At 77.2% G+C, this 16727-nt stretch carries 11 protein-coding genes; 3 read left to right on the forward strand and 8 right to left on the reverse strand.

Features of this window, described 5'->3' with window-relative positions:
• Positions 1-24: 24 nt before the first annotated feature.
• The 7 genes from ABD160_RS21515 to ABD160_RS21545 form a co-directional block, all read right to left on the reverse strand.
• Positions 25-1080 carry an FAD-dependent oxidoreductase gene (locus ABD160_RS21515; protein WP_344025273.1) on the reverse strand — a complete coding sequence of 352 codons (1056 nt, stop codon included), beginning with the start codon at positions 1078-1080 and terminating at the stop codon, positions 25-27.
• Positions 1077-2624: a hypothetical protein gene (locus ABD160_RS21520; protein ID WP_344025275.1), complete on the reverse strand. Its 1548-nt coding sequence runs from the start codon at positions 2622-2624 to the stop codon at positions 1077-1079. The genes ABD160_RS21515 and ABD160_RS21520 overlap by 4 nt, the downstream gene beginning before the upstream one ends.
• A gap of 368 nt (positions 2625-2992) precedes the next feature.
• Positions 2993-4048, reverse strand: a complete 1056-nt coding sequence (sbnA, locus tag ABD160_RS21525) for a 2,3-diaminopropionate biosynthesis protein SbnA (RefSeq protein ID WP_344025277.1) — start codon at positions 4046-4048, stop codon at positions 2993-2995.
• Positions 4049-4072: 24 nt separating this feature from the next.
• On the reverse strand, positions 4073-5110 hold the full coding sequence (gene sbnB, locus ABD160_RS21530) for a 2,3-diaminopropionate biosynthesis protein SbnB (protein WP_344025279.1): 1038 nt from the start codon (positions 5108-5110) through the stop codon (positions 4073-4075).
• Positions 5110-6084, reverse strand: coding sequence for a TauD/TfdA family dioxygenase (locus tag ABD160_RS21535; protein ID WP_344025281.1), 975 nt, complete (start codon positions 6082-6084; stop codon positions 5110-5112). Before ABD160_RS21535 ends, sbnB begins: the two co-directional genes overlap by 1 nt.
• A 22-nt stretch (positions 6085-6106) precedes the next feature.
• Complete coding sequence (locus tag ABD160_RS21540) at positions 6107-8626, reverse strand: non-ribosomal peptide synthetase (RefSeq protein WP_344025282.1); 2520 nt, start codon at positions 8624-8626, stop codon at positions 6107-6109.
• Positions 8623-11091 carry a Pls/PosA family non-ribosomal peptide synthetase gene (locus tag ABD160_RS21545; protein ID WP_344025283.1) on the reverse strand — a complete coding sequence of 823 codons (2469 nt, stop codon included), beginning with the start codon at positions 11089-11091 and terminating at the stop codon, positions 8623-8625. The genes ABD160_RS21540 and ABD160_RS21545 overlap by 4 nt, the downstream gene beginning before the upstream one ends.
• Before the next feature lie 395 nt (positions 11092-11486).
• On the opposite strand from ABD160_RS21545, the gene ABD160_RS21550 reads away from it, so the two are divergent.
• The 3 genes from ABD160_RS21550 (at position 11487) to ABD160_RS21560 (ending at position 15999) form a co-directional block, all read left to right on the forward strand.
• Complete coding sequence (locus ABD160_RS21550; RefSeq protein WP_425563645.1) at positions 11487-12929, forward strand: alkaline phosphatase D family protein; 1443 nt, start codon at positions 11487-11489, stop codon at positions 12927-12929.
• A 133-nt stretch (positions 12930-13062) separates the two neighbouring features.
• Positions 13063-13200: a hypothetical protein gene (locus ABD160_RS21555; protein ID WP_344025284.1), complete on the forward strand. Its 138-nt coding sequence runs from the start codon at positions 13063-13065 to the stop codon at positions 13198-13200.
• Positions 13201-13230: 30 nt separating this feature from the next.
• Entirely contained in the window at positions 13231-15999 is a 2769-nt protein-coding gene (locus tag ABD160_RS21560; protein WP_344025286.1) for an ATP-dependent RNA helicase, read from the forward strand.
• Positions 16000-16003: 4 nt separating this feature from the next.
• Here ABD160_RS21560 and ABD160_RS21565 read toward each other — a convergent pair whose 3' ends face one another.
• On the reverse strand, positions 16004-16717 hold the full coding sequence (locus ABD160_RS21565) for a class F sortase (RefSeq protein WP_344025288.1): 714 nt from the start codon (positions 16715-16717) through the stop codon (positions 16004-16006).
• Positions 16718-16727 lie beyond the last annotated feature (10 nt).

The following is a 16727-nucleotide window of genomic DNA, read 5'->3' on the forward strand; positions in this document are numbered from 1 at the left end:
ACCGTCCGGGTTCCCGATCCGTGATCAGTGGGTGATCCCGGTCCGGACGAGGCCGGCGACGATCTCGCCGACCGCGGGCGCGCACTTGAAGCCCTGCCCGGAGAAGCCGCCGAGCACGACGACCCGGGGGCCGGTGTCGGACAGCTCGACCGTCCCGCGCCGGTCCACCGTGTACCCCTCCACGTAGGACTCGATCCGCACCGGGTGTTCCCGCATGCCGGCGATCCGGTCCGCCACCGCCGCGGCCCAGGGCAGCGCGTACCCGGGCTCCACGTAGGGATGGTGGTCGTCGGGATCGAACACCCGGGGCTGCGGCTGCTGAAAATTGATCTTGATGGTGCGGCCGTCGACGCTCGGGAAGAAGGTGTGCACCGGCCCGCCGGAGCGCAGCCCCGGCGGGAACCCGGCCGCGGCGAACCGTTCCGGCGCCTCGACCGGGAACCAGGTCAGCACCACCCGGCGCTGTTCGATGCCCGGTGCCGGGCCGAGCAGCGGGCGCCCGTGCCCGGTGGCGAGCACCGCGGCCCCGGCGACCGTCTCCCCGTCGGCGGTGCGCAGCACGATCCGGCCGTGGCGGCGGGTCATGCCCAGCACGGTGACGCCGTCGCGCACCACCGCGCCGGCCCGGCGGGCCTCGTCGACCAGCGCCCGGGTCGCCCCGGCCGCCTCGAGCAGGCCGCCGCGCGGGTCGAGCACCGCGAGCTCCCCGCGGCCGGTGCGGTGCGCGGGCCAGCGTTCGGCCGTCGCGTCCGGGCCGAGCACCTCGGTGCCCGCGACCGCGGCGGCGCCCCGCACCCGGCGATCGCCCGCCGGGCCGAGGGTGAGCGCGCCGCAGCGGGTGAGCAGGCCGCCGGGGAGGCCGGTCCACAGCTCGCGGCTGCGGTCCAGCAGCCGCCGGTGCTCCGGGCCCTCCGGGACGGCGGTGCGGAAGATCCGGGTCTCGCCGCCGCCGGACGCACCACCGGCGTGCCCGACGCCCGCCGACTCGAAGCCGACGCAGTCGATCCCGGCCCGGGCCATGGCCAGCAGCGCCGCGCCGCCGAGCACACCGAGCCCGACGACGGCGACGCGGCGGGTCACGGATCCGCCCGGGTCCGGGCGTCGGCGGGCAGCGGCGTCCGGGCCGGGTCCCGCGGCAGCCGACCCGGCCACACCAGGCACAGCACCGGCGGGGCGCCGACCGCGCGCAGGGCCGCGACGGTCGCCACCACCTCCTCGGCGCGGGTGCCCGCGGTCTGCACGGCCAGCACCGTCGGACCGCCGTCACGCAGGACGCACAGGTCCTCGTGGGTGGGCCTGCGCACCCGCAGCGCCCGCACCACCGGCGCGCCGGGGGCGACGCCGGCGGGAGCCGCACCGGGGGTCAGATCCGCGTACTCCCGCCGGTCCCCGACCAGCGCGGCCGCCTTGACCAGCTCGGAGGCGATGTCGCAGGCCGGTTCCGCGGTCAGCTGCAGCACGGTGAGCACCGGCATCTCCCGCAGCGACGCCCGGTACGCGGCGGCCAGCGCCGGGATCGCGTCCGGTGCCGGGCCGGGGGCGAGCACCGGGACGTCGAGCACCCCGGCGAGCGCCCCGGCCGGATCGGACTCGGGCAGCAGCCGCCTGCCCCGGCGGACCGCCGGGATCGCGATCGCGGCACCCAGCAGCACGGCGAGACCGCCCAGGACGGCGGCCACCGCCGCACGCCCGGCGGGCGGCTCCCCCGGCAGCACGACCGGGTCCGGTCCGGGCAGCACGACGGTGGCCTGCCCGATCCGGTCGGCCAGCGCGCGGCCGAGCTGCTCGGACACCGGATCGGGCTCGGACCGGCTGCTGCTGCTCCGCTGGTCCGGTGGTGCGGCGGCGATCCGGTCCAGCTCCGCGCGCAGCGGATCGGTCCCGGCCGTGCCGACGGCCGAGTCCAGCACCGCGACCCGCTCGCGCAGCGCGGTGACGGCGTCGTCGGCGACGGCCGTGGCGGTCGCGGTGTCCGGTCCGGTGACCCGCACGTCGAGCACGCCCGGGACCGGGGCGGTGACCGCCAGCCGGTCCGCGACGTCGGCGGCCGGGCGGCCGGACAGCGCGGCGACCCGGTCGGTGAAGGCGGCCGAGGTCGCCGCGGCGAGCCCGCGGGCGGTGGCCGGGCCGGGATCGGTCACGCCCACGGCGCCGATCTGGACCGACGTCGACACCACGACCGGGGGCGGGAACAGCAGCGCGAGCGCCGCCGCCCCGGCGGCGGCGGCCGCCGCGAGCAGGGCGACCGGGCCGCGCCGCCGGGCCAGCGCGGTGCCGGCCTCCCGGAGCGGTCCGGCCGGCCGCCGGGGCGCCGGTGCCACGAGCGGTGGTGCGGCGACCGCGGCGGGGTGCGCCCGGGGGCCGTCCGGCGATGGCGCCGCGGCCAGGGCGGTGTCCGGCAGGGCGGTGCGATCCGGGGCAGTGCGATCCGGGGCAGTGCGGTCCGGGGCAGTGCGATCCGGGGCGGGCAGGAACGCGGTGGCGGGGGCCGCGTCCGGCGGGGCGGCGTGCTGCACACCGGGCAGCAGCGCGGTGGCCGCGGCGCCGGCCGCATCCTGCGCCGGGGCGGTCGCCCCGGGCGCCGGTCCCCCGGCGCGGCGTCCGCGCGGTGGGCGCGGCAACATCGGGACACCGCTCCCCGCAGCCGCGGCGCCGGTCGCCCCCGGCGGCTGCGGCACCGCCGCGGCACCGCCGGCCGGCTCCGGCGCACCCGGCACCGGGGCCTCGCCGGACACCCCCGGCGGCCGTAGCACCGACGGGGCACCGCCGGACCCCTCCGCCGGACGTGGCACCCGGGCCTCGCCGGCCGGCCCCGGCGCACCCGGCGCGCCCGGCACACTGCCCGGCGCGCCCGGCACGAGCCCGGTGTCCGGCGTCCGCGGCCGCGGGCTGGGCCGCCACGACCCGCTCCCGGCGGGCCCCGGCGCCGGGCCCGGGCCGTCGACACCGGCCGGCGCCGGCGGGACCAGCGGCGCCCGGACGGCGCGGGCCATCAGGACCGCTCCGCGGGCAGCGGGCCGTCGACCCCGGTGCCGTCGCCGGGGACCTCGAACCGGGGCAGCGGCAGCCGCGGATCGGGCGCGCCCGCCCCGGCCCCGGCGGCGACGTCGTCGCCGAAGTGTTCCCGCAGCCAGGCCGGCCGGTAGACCGTGTCCAGGTAGCGTTCGCCCAGGTCGGGGGCGAGCGCGACGGCCGTCGTCGCCGGATCGCCGTACCGGGCGAGCCAGGCCAGCGCGCCCGCGACGACGGTGCCGGTGGAGCCGCCGAACAGGAACCCGCGCCGGGCCAGCCGATGGCACACCGCCAGGGTGTCCGGTTCGGACACGTGCACGACGTCGTCGACGTAGGTCTCGTCGAGCAGCGGCGGCCGGACGCTGGTGCCCAGCCCCGGGATCAGCCGCGGCGTCGGCCGGTCGCCGAAGGTGACCGAGCCGGCCGAGTCGACCGCGACCACCCGCACCGGACGCGGCCGGTCGTGGAAGTACCGGGCGCAGCCCATCAGGGTGCCGGTCGTCCCGGCGCCGACGAACAGCACGTCGAGCTCCGGGAACGCGGCCTCCACCTGTGGTCCGGTCAGGCTCACGTGCGACGCCCAGTTGGCCGGGTTGGCGTACTGGTTGAGCCAGACGTAGCGGTCGTCGGCCTCGGTCAGCGACCGGACCAGTGCGATCCGGGTGGCGAGGAACCCGCCGGCGGCGTCGGGTACGTCGACCACCCGCACCTGGGCTCCGAGCGCCTCCATCAACCGGTGTGTCGTCGGGTTGCACCGGGGATCGGTGACGCAGACGAACCGGTAGCCGCGGCTCGCCGCGATCATCGCGAGCGCGACGCCGAGGTTCCCGGACGACGACTCGACCAGCACCGACCAGGGGTGCAACCGGCCGGCCCGCTCGGCCTCGGTGACCATGCCGAGCGCGGCCTTCAGCTTGACCGATCCGGCGAAGTTGAACCCCTCGCACTTGAGATAGAGCGACCGGCCGAGTGTCCCGGCCAGGTCGACGTACAGGTCGTCGGTGTTGAACTGTTCGGGGGCGGAGATGACGGTCATCGTCGACCTCTCTGGGCGTTCCGCTCAGCCGTGCCGGCTCAGCTCGTGGAAGAAGTCGTCGACGGTGTGCAGCTCACCGGAGCGGGCGACGTGCGCGTACACGTACCGCCCGACGGCGAGGTCCAGCACACCGAGGCCGAACGGGGAGAAGACGACGGTGCGGTCCGCGGGCACCGTCAGCGTGCCGGCCAGCACCTCGTCGAGGGTCCCGGCGACGAAGTCCCGGTTGCCGGTGCGCTGCTCGGCCAGGTGCGGCGAGGTGTCCGCCTTGAGGCAGTGCTCGACGTCGTCGAGCACGTTGAACGCGTCCAGCACGATCTCCGCGGACAGGTCCCGCAGCGACACGTTCAGCACCAGCGGATGGTGGGCGAACCAGTCCGGGTCGTGCACGTGCGGCGATCCGGCGACGGTCGCGAACACCACCAGATCGCACGCCCGGACCAGTGACCCGACGTCGTCGAACAGCCGCACCGCGGCACCGGGAACGGTGCGCGAGGCGTGCGCGGCGAACCCGCGGGCCGAATCGGCCGACAGGTCGAACACCGCGACGTCGTCGGCGGGCCAGCCGGTGCCGACCAGGAAGGTGTGGATGTAGCGCGCGATCAGACCGGTGCCGACGAACCCGATCCGGCGCGGCCGCCCGCGGTCCCGGGAGAGCCGGTCGGCCGCGGACGCGGCCGATGCCGCGGTGCGGGTCGCGGAGATGATGGAGCTCTCCAGGCAGGCGTACGGGTACCCGGTGTCCGGGTCGTTGAGGATGAGCACGGCGGAGGCGCGCGGGATCCCCCGGTCGACGTTCGCCGGGAAGCTGGAGATCCACTTTATCCCGTCGACGCCGGTCGTCCCGCCGGTGCCGGCCAGCGAGGCGGGCAACGCGATGATCCGCGACGACGGCCGGTCCGGGAACCGCAGGAAGTACGACGGCGGGTTCACCGTCCCGCCGGACCCGTGCACCCGGTAGGTCCGCTCGACCAGCTCGACGAGCTCCTTCTCCCGCCCGGCCAGCGCCCGCGCGACCTGGGCGCCCGGGACGACCGCGAACGGCGGCACCGCGGCCGCCATCAGGCGTCCCCCGGGACGGGCACGACGACGCCGTCGGTCAGCGCGACCACGACGTCCCGCTCGCCGGTGTAGGGGTCCCGGCCGTGCGCGACGCGCAGGTTGTCGACGACGAGCAGATCGCCGTCGTGCCACGGCTCGCGCACCGCGTGCCGCTCGTGCGCCTCGTTGATCAGGTCCACCACGTCGGCCGGGACGGGTGTCCCGTCGCCGAACCGGGTCGAGAACGGCAGCCCGTCCGGGCCGTGCAGCTCCACCAGGAACTCGCGGACCTCGGGATCCATCGCGTGCTCGGAGAGGAAGGCGATCTGGTTGAACCAGACCTTCTCCCCCGTCCCCGGGTGCACCAGCACGCCGTGCCGGCGCTGCCGGGTGCGCAGTCCGCCGCCGGGCAGCCACTCGGTGGCGATCGCGGCCGCCCGGCAGTAGCGCTCGACGGCCGCCGGATCGTCGGTGCCGAACGCCTCCTCCCAGGACGCCCCGATCTCGGCGCCGTAGCTGCGGACCAGCAGCCAGCCGTCCCGCTCGACCCGCTCGACGAGCCCGGCGGGCAGCTCGTCGACGACCCGGGCGGTGTCGACCAGCGGCGTCACGCCGCCGGTCGCCGGCGCGCGCAGGCAGGCGAACAGCAGCGTCGCCGGCGTCTCGTGCACGTAGGACAGCTCGTGATGGGCGCACATCGGCTGCCGGGCGGGCCACGGCGTCGTCGAGTACACGCCGTCGGAGCGCACGGTGCGGGCGGCGAACGCCTCCCGTTCCACGTAGCCGCCGGTGCCGAGGCGGGCGGCGACGCCGGCCACGTCGGCCACCGTGCGCAGGCCGAGCCCGCGCACCAGGACGGCGCCGTGCGCGTCGACGAGATCGTGCAGCGCGTCGCCGTGCCGGTCGGCCCAGCCGGCCGGGTCGGCGCCGGGACCGGTGTCGAGCACCGGTGGTCGTCCGGGGTCCACGCGCACCCCGAGCAGTGATCCGGTCATCGTTCTCTCCCCCTGGTGGTGGTCAGTCCGGGAGCAACCCGGCGAGGTCGGTCAGGACGGGATGGTCGAGCACGTCGCGCACGGTGACGGCGCGGTCCAGCGCGATCACCAGCTTCACCGCGGACAGCGAGGTGCCGCCGAGCCCGGTGAAGTGGTCGGACGGCGAGACGGCGCCGGCGGGCAGGTCCAGCACGGCGGCGACGGCGTCGACCACCCGCCGCTGGTTCGCGGTGACGGCGCCGGCCGGGGTGCCCGCGGCGCCGCCCCCGGCGGCCGCCCGTGCGGTGAGCGCGGCCCGGTCGGTCTTGCCGTTCGGGGTGACCGGCAGCCGGTCGAGCCGGTGCACGGCCGCGGGCACCAGGTAGGCGGGCAGCACCTCGGCGAGCCGGGCCCTGACCTGCTCGGGTCCCGGCCCGTCGCCGGTGCGGTAGGCGACCAGCTGCGGTCCGCCGGGCAGCTCACCGACGACGACGCAGGCGTCCCGCACCCCGGGCACGCCCAGCAGCGCGTTCTCGATCTCGCCGATCTCGATCCGGAAACCGCGCAGCTTGACCTGGTTGTCCCGGCGGCCGAGGAACTCCAGCTGCCCGTCCGGCCGCCAGCGCCCGTGGTCGCCGCTGCGGTAGAGCCGCTCGCCGGGCCGGTGCGGGTCGGTCCCGAACGCGGCCGCGGTGCGCTCGGGATCGTTGACGTAGCCGCGCCCGACGCAGACGCCGGAGAAGACGATCTCGCCGGGCGCCCCGAGCGGGACCGGCGCCAGGTCGTCGTCGACGACGTAGACCCGGACGCCGGGCACCGGCCCGCCCAGCGGGACCCGGTCGCCGTCGGGGGCGGAGCGGAGCACGGCGTGGTTGGTGTCGTCCGAGGTCTCGGTGAGCCCGTAGGCGTTGACCAGCGGAACGCCGGGGAAGGTCCGGAACCAGCGTTGCACCAGCTCCTTCTTCAGCGCCTCGCCGGTCGCCGAGACCATCCGCAGGTCCGGCAGCGGGGCCGGGTGCCGCTCCAGGTAGGCCAGGACGACCTCCAGGTAGCCGGGCACCAGCTGGACGACGGTCACCCGGTGCGCGACGAGCGTGTCGAGGAACCGGCGGACGTCGAGGATGGCGTCCTGCTCGACGAGCAGCGTGCGGCCGCCGGCGAGCGGCCCGGCGACGAGCTGCCACAGCGAGATGTCGAAGCACTGCGGCGCGGTCTGGGCGACCACGCTGCCCGGGCCCAGCCGCAGGTCCTCGATCTTGGCGAGCAGGTGGTTGAGCATCCCCGCGTGCTCGCACATCGCGCCCTTGGGCTCGCCGGTGGAGCCGGAGGTGAAGTACAGGTAGGCCAGCCCGTCGGCCGGGACGTCCGGGAGCGGGCCGGGCCCGTCCTCGTCGACCGCCGCGGCGACGGTGAGCACGGTGCCCGGCACGCCGGCCGCGTCCAGGTGGGCCCGCGCGCCGGGGGTGGTGAGCGCCCAGCGGCAGTCCGCCCGGCGCAGCGTGCGGGCGATCCGGGCGGCCGGGAAGTGCGGCTCCACCGGCAGGTAGGCCCCGCCGGCGCGGAACACCGCGAGCACCGCGACCAGCCAGTCCAGGTCCCGTTCGGCGACGACGGCGACGACGTCCTCGGCGGCCAGGCCGCGGGCGAGCAGGGCGCGGGCCACGCGGCCGGAGCGGCGGTCCAGCTCGGCCCGGGTCAGCGTCGCGCCGGCGTGCTCGGCGACGATCTCGTCCGGCGCGGCGGCCGCGGCGTCGGCGAGCAGCTCGTGCACCCGCCGGTCCGGCAGCGCGCGGGGCCGGCCGGCCAGCTCGCCGAGCTGGTGCGCCCGCTCGGCGGCCCCGACCAGCGCCGAGGGACGCACCGGGGTGTCCGGCCCGGCGGCGGCCAGCGCGAGCGCGGTGGCGTGGTAGCCGCCGATCCGGGCGGCGGCGTCGGCGTCGAGATGGTCGCGCCGGTAGGCCAGGTGCAGTCCGCCCGGGTCGGCGGAGACCCGCAGCGCGGCCGGGGCCGGATCGGTCTGCGGGTCCGTTCCGCGCGGCCCGGTCCGGCCCAGTGCGCCGGGCTGCACCTCGACCACGCCGTGCGCGGCGGGCCGCGGATCGAGCACGGTGCCGAACCCGGGCACGGCGGTGCCCAGCGCGGCGGCGAGCGCGGGCAGGTCCGGGACCGGCCGGGCGGCCGTCGCGGCGAGCGCCGCGGCCGCGTCCCGGACCAGCGCCGCCCAGGTGCCGGTGACCCGCAGCGGCACCGGCACCGGTGTCCCGTCCGGTCCGGCCGGGACGCCCGTCGTCACCTCGGGATCGCCGGACAGCGCGGCGAGGACGGCGGCGTGCGCGGCGAGCAGCACCGCGTCCGGTCCGGCGCCGGTCACCGCACCGACCCGGTCCACGGTGCCCCGGGCGAGCGGCTCGTCGTGCACCGCGGTGCCGGGCCGTGGGCGGCCGGTCCAGACCGGTGCGGCGGTGGCGCCGCCGCCGCGCAGCACCCGCTCCCAGTGCCCGTCCGGGTCCGGATCGGCCCGGTCCGCCGGGAGGCCGGTCCGGGAGGTGGGGATGCTCGTCATCGTGCGGTCGCTCCGTTCGCTCGGACGTGGTGGGTGGCGCGCGCCGGGTTGCCCTCCCAGACCGCACCGGCCGGGACCTCCTCGCCCTTCATGAGGAAGGCGTCGCAGCCGATCCGGGCGCCGTCGCCGACGACGGCTCCGTAGTGCACGAAGGCGCCGACGTCGAGGCAGGCCCCGGCGCCGACGGTGATGCCGGCGGACTTGAACGTGCCGTCCTCCTGCGAGTGGCACTGGATGACCGATCCGGCGTTGAGGACGGCGTCGTCGCCGATGGTGACCAGGGTGCGGTCGGTCATGGCGCCGCCGTCGTCGAACACCCGCCTGCCGATCCGGACGCCCAGCGCCCGGGAGGCGACGTTCTTGAAGGGGGTCCCGGCGAGCATCCGGTCCCAGCCCTGCACGACGAGCTTCCAGTAGCGCTCGTGCCACCAGAAGTACGGGTCGTACACCGAGCAGAACCGGGGCCGCAGCGGCCGCCACAGGGTCGCCAGCCGCTCCACCGCGACCGTGTAGACCATCGTGAACAGCAGCGACACCAGCAGCTGGATCCCCACCGCGACCGGCCCCAGCGGGACCAGCACGTCGGCGAGCAGCAACGTCAGCAGGACCACCCCGACCGTGCCGCCCCAGCGCAACAGCAGCGCCAGCCCGATGGTGCGCCGGTTGTACCGGTTCTTGGCGCGCAGCCGCCGGTGCAGGTCCAGGCCGGTCTCCAGGTGGGCGAACCGGCCGTCCCGGGCGACCGAGCGGGGGATCTCGAACGGCGGCGAGCCGAGCAGGCCGACCCGGCTGCGGACCGGGCCGTCGGTGGGCACCAGCGTCTTGGTGGCGAGCAGGCAGTCGTCCCCGACCCGGGCGCCCGCGGGATAGGCGATCCGGTTGCCGAAGAACGAGTTCGACCCGATCCGGGTCCGGTTGATCACGAATGCCGTGTCCGAATAGTCGGCATTCATGATCGACAGGCCGTCGGCCACCATTGTCCCGGTCCCGATCGAACTCGCGAACGGGGTCTCGTGCTTCACCGCGGTACCGAAATTCGTTCCCGTCTGCGGGACCAGCCGAAGATCGTGTCCGATCATCCGGAGATATCCGACGATGTAGGAACTGTCCCCCAGCAGGTACGTGAAGAACTTGATGTTCGTGATGCGCAGGATCGTCCGGTGCAGGGTGTAGCGGAACCCGAAGAGCGGATACGCCCGCCCCTCGACGAGCCCGCGGCCGAGGATCCGGGCGAGCACGGCCGCCGACAGCAGACCGGCGACGATCCCCAGCACCAGCAGCGCGGCGGCCAGCGCCATCGCGTCCAGGTAGAGCAGCGGCGATCCCGGATCGGCGGTGGCGGTGCCGAGCACCGTCTCCAGCTGCGGCACCCGCAGCAGCACCGCATCGGCGACGCCGGTGCCCAGCGGCAGCCACACCAGCAGCAGCACCAGCAGCTGCCCGAGTCCGTAGCCGGCCCGGCGGGCCGGCCCGCACGGGGCCGCGGCGGGCGAGCCCGGATCGCCGCCGCCGGGCCGGGCGGGCGTGCCCCACCAGGTCTCCCCCGCCCCGATCCGCTGCCCGGTGTGCAGCGAGGACGCGTGCGCGAGCCGGCCGCCGTCGCCGATCTCGGTGCCGATGTCGACCACGGTGGCCTCGCCGACGACGACGTCCGCACCGATCGTGACCGGGCCGGTCCGCACCCGGCCCGGCTCGGCCCGGTAGCAGGCCAGCAGCGAGTCCTTGCGGAGCACCGTGCGGGCCCCGACGGTCAGCAGATCGGGGCAGGCCGGCAGGGTTCGGGACAGCATCACCACGCCCGGCCCGATCCGGGCGCCGAGCGCCCGCAGGTAGAGCGGGAGCACCGGCGACCCGGTGCCGACCAGCATCAGCGGGTTGGTCCGCACCAGCGTCCTGGCCAGCCAGAACCGGTAGTAGGCCGGCGACCACAGCGGGATCTCGCGGGCGGTCCAGCGCCCGACCAGGAGCCACTTCGCGGCGATCGGGAGGACCGTGAAGACGGCGAACGCCAGCGACACCGCGGCCAGCGAGCGCAGGTAGAAGTCGAGCAGGCCGGAGCCGCGGGCGACCCAGAGGTACACGGTGCCGAGCAGTGCCCCGTAGCCGAGGGTGAAGGCGACGAAGGTGGCGAGCTGGGCGGCGCCGCAGAGCAGGTAGGCCCGGGTGGACGCGCGCGGCGGCACGGCAAGGGCCGCGGCGGGCACCGCGCCCGGCGCAGGGGCGGGGCCGAGCGCCGCGGCCAGACCGGCCGGCGTGGGATGGGCGTAGACGTCGGTCATCGCCACGTCGGGCAGGTCGTCGCGGCGGCGGACCCGGGCGCAGAAGCGGGCCAGCACCATCGAGTCGGCACCCGCGTCGTCGAAGAAATGATCCGTCGGCCGGACCGGCAGCCCGACCATTTCCCCGAGGATCGCGCAGAATTCACCGGCCACGCCGGGTGCGTCGACCGCCACGGAATGCGACACGGATCTTCTCCCCCGGGGACCATGATTTCCGGCCGCCGACCGGATCGGCCGGCATCTTCGTTGATCGGGATCGTTTCACGTTTCAATGCTGTTACGGGAGCTGTTTTCCCGCCACCCGTCCGGCCCAGTGCCGGGCATTCGTCCACAATTGTCGGACGCAGCATTCGGTCCGCGGCGTTCATGTCGCCGCGGTCGACGGGGACACGGTGTCGCGTGTCCCGCATCACTACCTTCGGGGGTCGTTGCGCGGCGGTTCACCGTGAGTCCGTTTGTGATACAGCTCACACGTTCCGTCCGGGTTCACCCGCACGGGCGGCCCGCCCCGGCGCGTGCACCGGGACGGCGGCGGGCCCGCCGCACATGATGGGCGGGCCCCACCGATCCGAGGAGATGACGTGCCCGGCCCGACCCGCCGCACCGTGCTCACCGGCATCGTCGGGACCGCGCTGGGCGGCCTCCTCCCGGAGCTCCCGGCGGCCCCCGCGCCGTCGCGGCGGACCGGGGACCCGTTCACCCTCGGCGTCGCGTCCGGCGATCCCGCACCGGACGGGATGGTGCTCTGGACCCGGCTCGCGCCGCGCCCGGACGCCGGGGACGGGCTCGGCGGGATGGCCGGACGGCCCGCCGTCGTCGAGTGGGAGATCGCCGAGGACGAGCGGTTCACCCGGGTCGTCGGCCGCGGCAGCGAGACCGCGGTGCCCGAGCTCGCCTACAGCGTGCACGCCGAGCCGGCCGGGCTGCTGCCGGGCCGCGACTACTTCTACCGGTTCCGCTCCGACGGGCACCTGTCCCCCGCGGCCCGCACCCGCACCACCCCGGCCGCCGGGGCCGCGGTGCCCGCGCTGACGGTGGCCGCCGCGTCCTGCGCGAAGTTCGGCGCCGGGCACTTCACCGCCTACCGGGCGCTGGCCGCCGACGAGCCCGAGCTCGTGCTGCACCTGGGCGACTACATCTACGAGACCGACGAGGGCGAGGTCCGCGATCCCGGCGGGCCCGAGCCGACCGACCTCGCCGGCTACCGGCGCACGCACGCCCACCAGAAGACCGACGCCGACCTGCAGGCCGCGCACGCCGTCGCCCCCTGGCTGGTGGTCTGGGACGACCACGAGCTGGTCAACAACTGGGCGGGCGGCGACCGCGGGCGCGCACCGGACCGGCGGCGCGCCGCGTTCCAGGCGTACTACGAGCACATGCCGCTGCGCCGGGCGTCGCTGCCGCGCGGCCTGGACCTGCAGCTCTACCGCCGGATCGGCTGGGGCTCGCTGGCGACGTTCCACATGCTCGACACCCGCCAGTACCGCGGCGACGGCTCGATCACCGGCGCCGGGCAGGAGCGCTGGCTGCTCGACGGGTTCCGCAGCTCCACCGCCGGCTGGGACGTGCTGGGCCAGCAGGTCTTCTTCGCCCGGCGCAGCGGCGGGCGCAAGTCCCGGGACACCTGGGAGGCGTTCCCGGAGTCCCGGGACCGGATCGTCCGCGGCTGGACGGACGCCGGCGTCCGGAACGCGGTCGTGCTGACCGGGGACGAGCACGTCCACCACGCCAACGAGATCCTCCCCGGCGGCGACCGGGACGCGCGCCCGGTCGGCACCGAGCTGGTCACCACCTCGGTCACCTCCGGCGGCGACGGCGGTGACGGCGACGGCGACGGTGGCTCCGAGAACCCGCACATCCGCTACCGGGAGGACCGGCGCGGCTACCTGCTGACCCGGTTCGAGCCCGCGCAGCTGCGCGCCGACTTCCGGGTGGTCGAGCAGGTCAGCCGCCCCGGCGCGCCGGTCCGCACCGCGGCGACGTTCACCGTGCCCGACCGCGAGCCGGGCCTGCACCGCGGCTGAGACCGCCGGTCGCGGGCCCGGGCGTCGTCGATTCGGATGACCGGCGCTAACACCGGCTGCTCCGTCCGCGACATCCCGTTCGTCCGAGCGGTGGTGCTCCACCGCCTCCCACCACGGTCGACGGAGACCCGCCATGACCCTGCTGCACCGCCCGTATCCCGCGGTCCTCGACGACCGCGGCGTCCCGACCTGGGTGGTCCTGCTCATCACCGCGCTGCTGGCGATCGCCGTCGGGGCGCTGCTGGTGCTGCCGTTCGTCGGGATCGGCTGAACAGGTCCCGGGGAGGAGATACTGGGGGCGATGGTTCCCCCGCCGGTCCGCCCGCTGCCCGATCTCCCGGTCACCGCCGTCCTCGACGACCTGCGACGGGCGCTCGACCGGCACGGCTCCGGCGTGCTCGTCGCGCCGCCCGGCACCGGCAAGACCACCCTGGTGCCGCTCGCCCTGGCCGGGCTGCCCGCCGGCGACGACGTCCGGGCCGCCCCGGCCGGCCGGGTGCTGGTCGCCGAGCCGCGCCGGGTCGCCGCCCGGGCCGCGGCCGCCCGGATGTCGTCGCTGCTGGGCACCCCGGTCGGCGGGACCGTCGGCTACCGGGTCCGCGGCGACGCCCGCACCGGGCCGGACACCCGGGTCGAGGTGGTGACCTCCGGGCTGCTGCTGCGCAGGCTGGCCGCCGATCCGGAGCTGGCCGGGGTGTCCACGGTGGTGCTCGACGAGGTGCACGAGCGGCATCTGGACGCCGACCTGCTGCTCACCCTGCTGCTCGACGCCCGCGACGGGCTGCGGCCCGATCTGCGGCTGCTCGCCACCTCCGCGACCCTCGACGCGGCCCGCCCGGCCGCGCTGCTCGGCGGCACCGGCGGGCCCGCCCCGGTGCTGGAGGTCGCCGCCCGGACCCACGACGTCGCCGTCACGCACGTGCCGCCGGCCCGCGGCGAGCGGATCGAGGCCGTCGTCGCGCGGACCGCGGTGCGCGCGCTGGAGCACGGCAGCGTGCTCGCGTTCCTGCCCGGCGTCGCCGAGATCGGCCGGGTCGCCGCCGCGCTGCGCGGGCGTGAACTCGACGCCGACGTGCTGCCGCTGCACGGCAGGCTGCCCGCGGCCGAGCAGGACGCCGCGCTGCGGGAGGGCCCGCGACCGCGGATCGTGCTGTCGACGGCGGTCGCCGAGTCCAGCCTGACCGTGCCCGGGGTGCGGGCGGTCGTCGACTCCGGACTGGCCCGGGTGCCGCACGTCGACCACCGGCGCGGGCTGTCCGGGCTGGTCACCCGGCGGGTGTCCCGGGCGGTCGCGACGCAGCGGGCCGGGCGCGCCGGGCGCGAGGCACCGGGCGTCGCCTACCGGTGCTGGCCGGAGGGCGAGGGCCTCGCCGACGCGCCGGAACCCGAGATCCGCACCGCCGACCTGACCGGGCTGGCGCTGGACCTCGCCGTCTGGGGCACCCCGGACGGTGCCGGCCTGCGCTGGTGGGACGAGCCGCCGCCGGGCCCGCTGGCCGCCGGGCGCGCGGTGCTCACCGCGCTCGGCGCGCTGGACGCCGAAGGGGCGGTCACCGCCCGCGGCCGCCGGATCGCCGCGCTCGGGCTGCATCCGCGGCTGGCCAGGGCACTGCTCGACGGCGCCGACGCCGGTGCCCCGGCCGACGTCGCCGGGATCGTGGCCGTGCTCGACGACGACACCCTCGCCGGCCCGGCCGACGACCTGGTCGCGGCGCTCGCCCGGCTGCGCTCCGGGGAGGCGCCGGGGGCGCGGCGCTGGCGGGGTGAGCGGGACCGGCTGGCCCGGACGCTGCGGCGCACCGGCCCCGGCGTCGGCACCGACCCCGGCTCCGGCAGCGGCTCCGGCTCCGGCAGCGGCTCCGGCTCCGGCTCCGGCTCCGGCAGCGGCTCCGGCTCCGGCTCCGGCTCCGGCAGCGGCAGCGGCAGCGGCACCGACCCCGGCAGCGGCTCCGGTCCCGGCACTGGCTCTGGCACCGGCTCTGGCTCCGGCTCCGGCAGCGGCTCCGGCACCGGCACCGGCTCCGGCTCCGGCAGCGGCTCCGGCGGCCGCCCCGGCGGCGGCGGGCAGCGCAGCCGGATGTCCGGGCCCGAGCTCGCGGCGCTGGTCACCGGGCTCGCGCACCCGGAACGGCTCGCCCGGCGCCGGGACACCGGATCCGGGGTGTACCTGATGGCGGGCGGGACCGCCGTCGAGGTGCCGCCGGGACCGCTGCGCGACGCCGAGTGGCTCGCCGTCGCGGTCGCCGACCGGCGCCCCGGTGAGGTGCACGGCCGGGTCCGGCTGGCCGCCGCCACCGACCGGGAGACCGCGGAGCGGGCCGGTACGGCGCTGCTCGTCAGCGGCGCCGAGGTGGTCTGGGCGGACGGCGACGTGCGCGCGCGCACCGTGCACCGGCTCGGCGCGATCGTGCTCGCCGAGCGGCCCGATCCGCGTCCCGCACGGGACGCCGTGCGTTCGGCGCTGGTCGCCGGGCTGCGCGCGGAGGGCACCGGGCTGCTGCGCTGGACGGCGGCCGCGTCGTCGCTGCGGGAGCGGCTCGGGTTCCTGCACCGGGTGCTCGGCGAGCCGTGGCCGGACGTCGGCGAGGAGGCGCTGCTGGCCTCGGCGGAGGACCCGGCCGGCTGGCTCGCCGGGCCGCTGGCCACCGCCCGGCGGCGCGCCGATCTCGCCCGGGTGGACGCCGGGCAGGCGCTGCGGGCCCACCTGGCCGCGCACGTCGGCGGGCTCGCCGGGCGGATCGACGAGCTCGCCCCGGAACGGCTCGCCGTGCCGTCCGGGTCGCGGATCGCGCTCGACTACTCGGGGGACGCGCCGGCGCTGCCGGTCCGGGTGCAGGAGGTGTTCGGCTGGACCGGCTCACCGGCCGTCGCGGGCGGGCGGGTGCCGGTGGTGCTGCACCTGCTGTCCCCGGCCGGGCGGCCGGCGGCGGTGACCGCGGACCTGCCGTCGTTCTGGGAGACCGGGTACCCGCAGGTCCGGGCGGAGCTGCGCGGCCGCTACCCGAAGCACGCGTGGCCGGAGGACCCGCGGACCGCCGTCCCGGCGCGGGGCACCGGGCGCCGCCGGTGACCGGTCAGCCGATCCGCTCGGCGAACACCACGACGTTGTCGGTGTAGCTGTCCGCGGACCGGTCGAAGGCGCCGCCGCAGGTGATCAGCCGCAGTCCGGCGTGGTCGAGGTCCCCGTACACCTCGGCGGTCGGGAACTCCGCCTTCGGGTACTGGCCGGTCCGGGTCACCACGAACGCCACGGTGCCGCCGTCGGCGCGGTCGACGACGATCCGGTCGCCGGGGACGAGCGTCGCCAGCTCGGCGAAGGCGCCCGGGCGGCCCTTCCAGTCGACGTGCGCGGCGAGCACCGCGGGCCCCAGCTCGCCCGGGGTGGGCGCGCCGGTGAACCAGCCGACGGTGCCCGCCGAGTCGGGGACCTCCATCGTGCCGTCCGGGTGCAGGCCCAGCGGCACCGGTTCGGTGTCCAGGCCGAGCCGGTCCACCCGCAGCCGGACGGGCTCGGAGCGCAGCAGGGTGCCCGGGCCGTCCGGCAGCAGCGCCGAGCCGGCCCGGGCGCCGTCGTGCACCCCGGTCGCGGCGACCGGGGTGGTCGCCGGCCCGGCGGGCGGGGCGCCGGCCGGGGCGGCGAGTGCGACCAGTGCCGACGCCGCCAGCACCGGTACGGCGACCCGCAGCGCCCGCCGCGCCCGGCCGGCCCGCCGCCGCGCGCCGCGATCCGCCGTTCCCCGCCCGGCCCGGTCGCGCACCGGCCGGGTGGGGAACGGCGGGACGGTCACGGTCGCCGGA

The sequence above is a fragment of the Pseudonocardia kongjuensis genome (assembly GCF_039526905.1).
GTDB classification, from domain to species: domain Bacteria; phylum Actinomycetota; class Actinomycetes; order Mycobacteriales; family Pseudonocardiaceae; genus Pseudonocardia; species Pseudonocardia kongjuensis.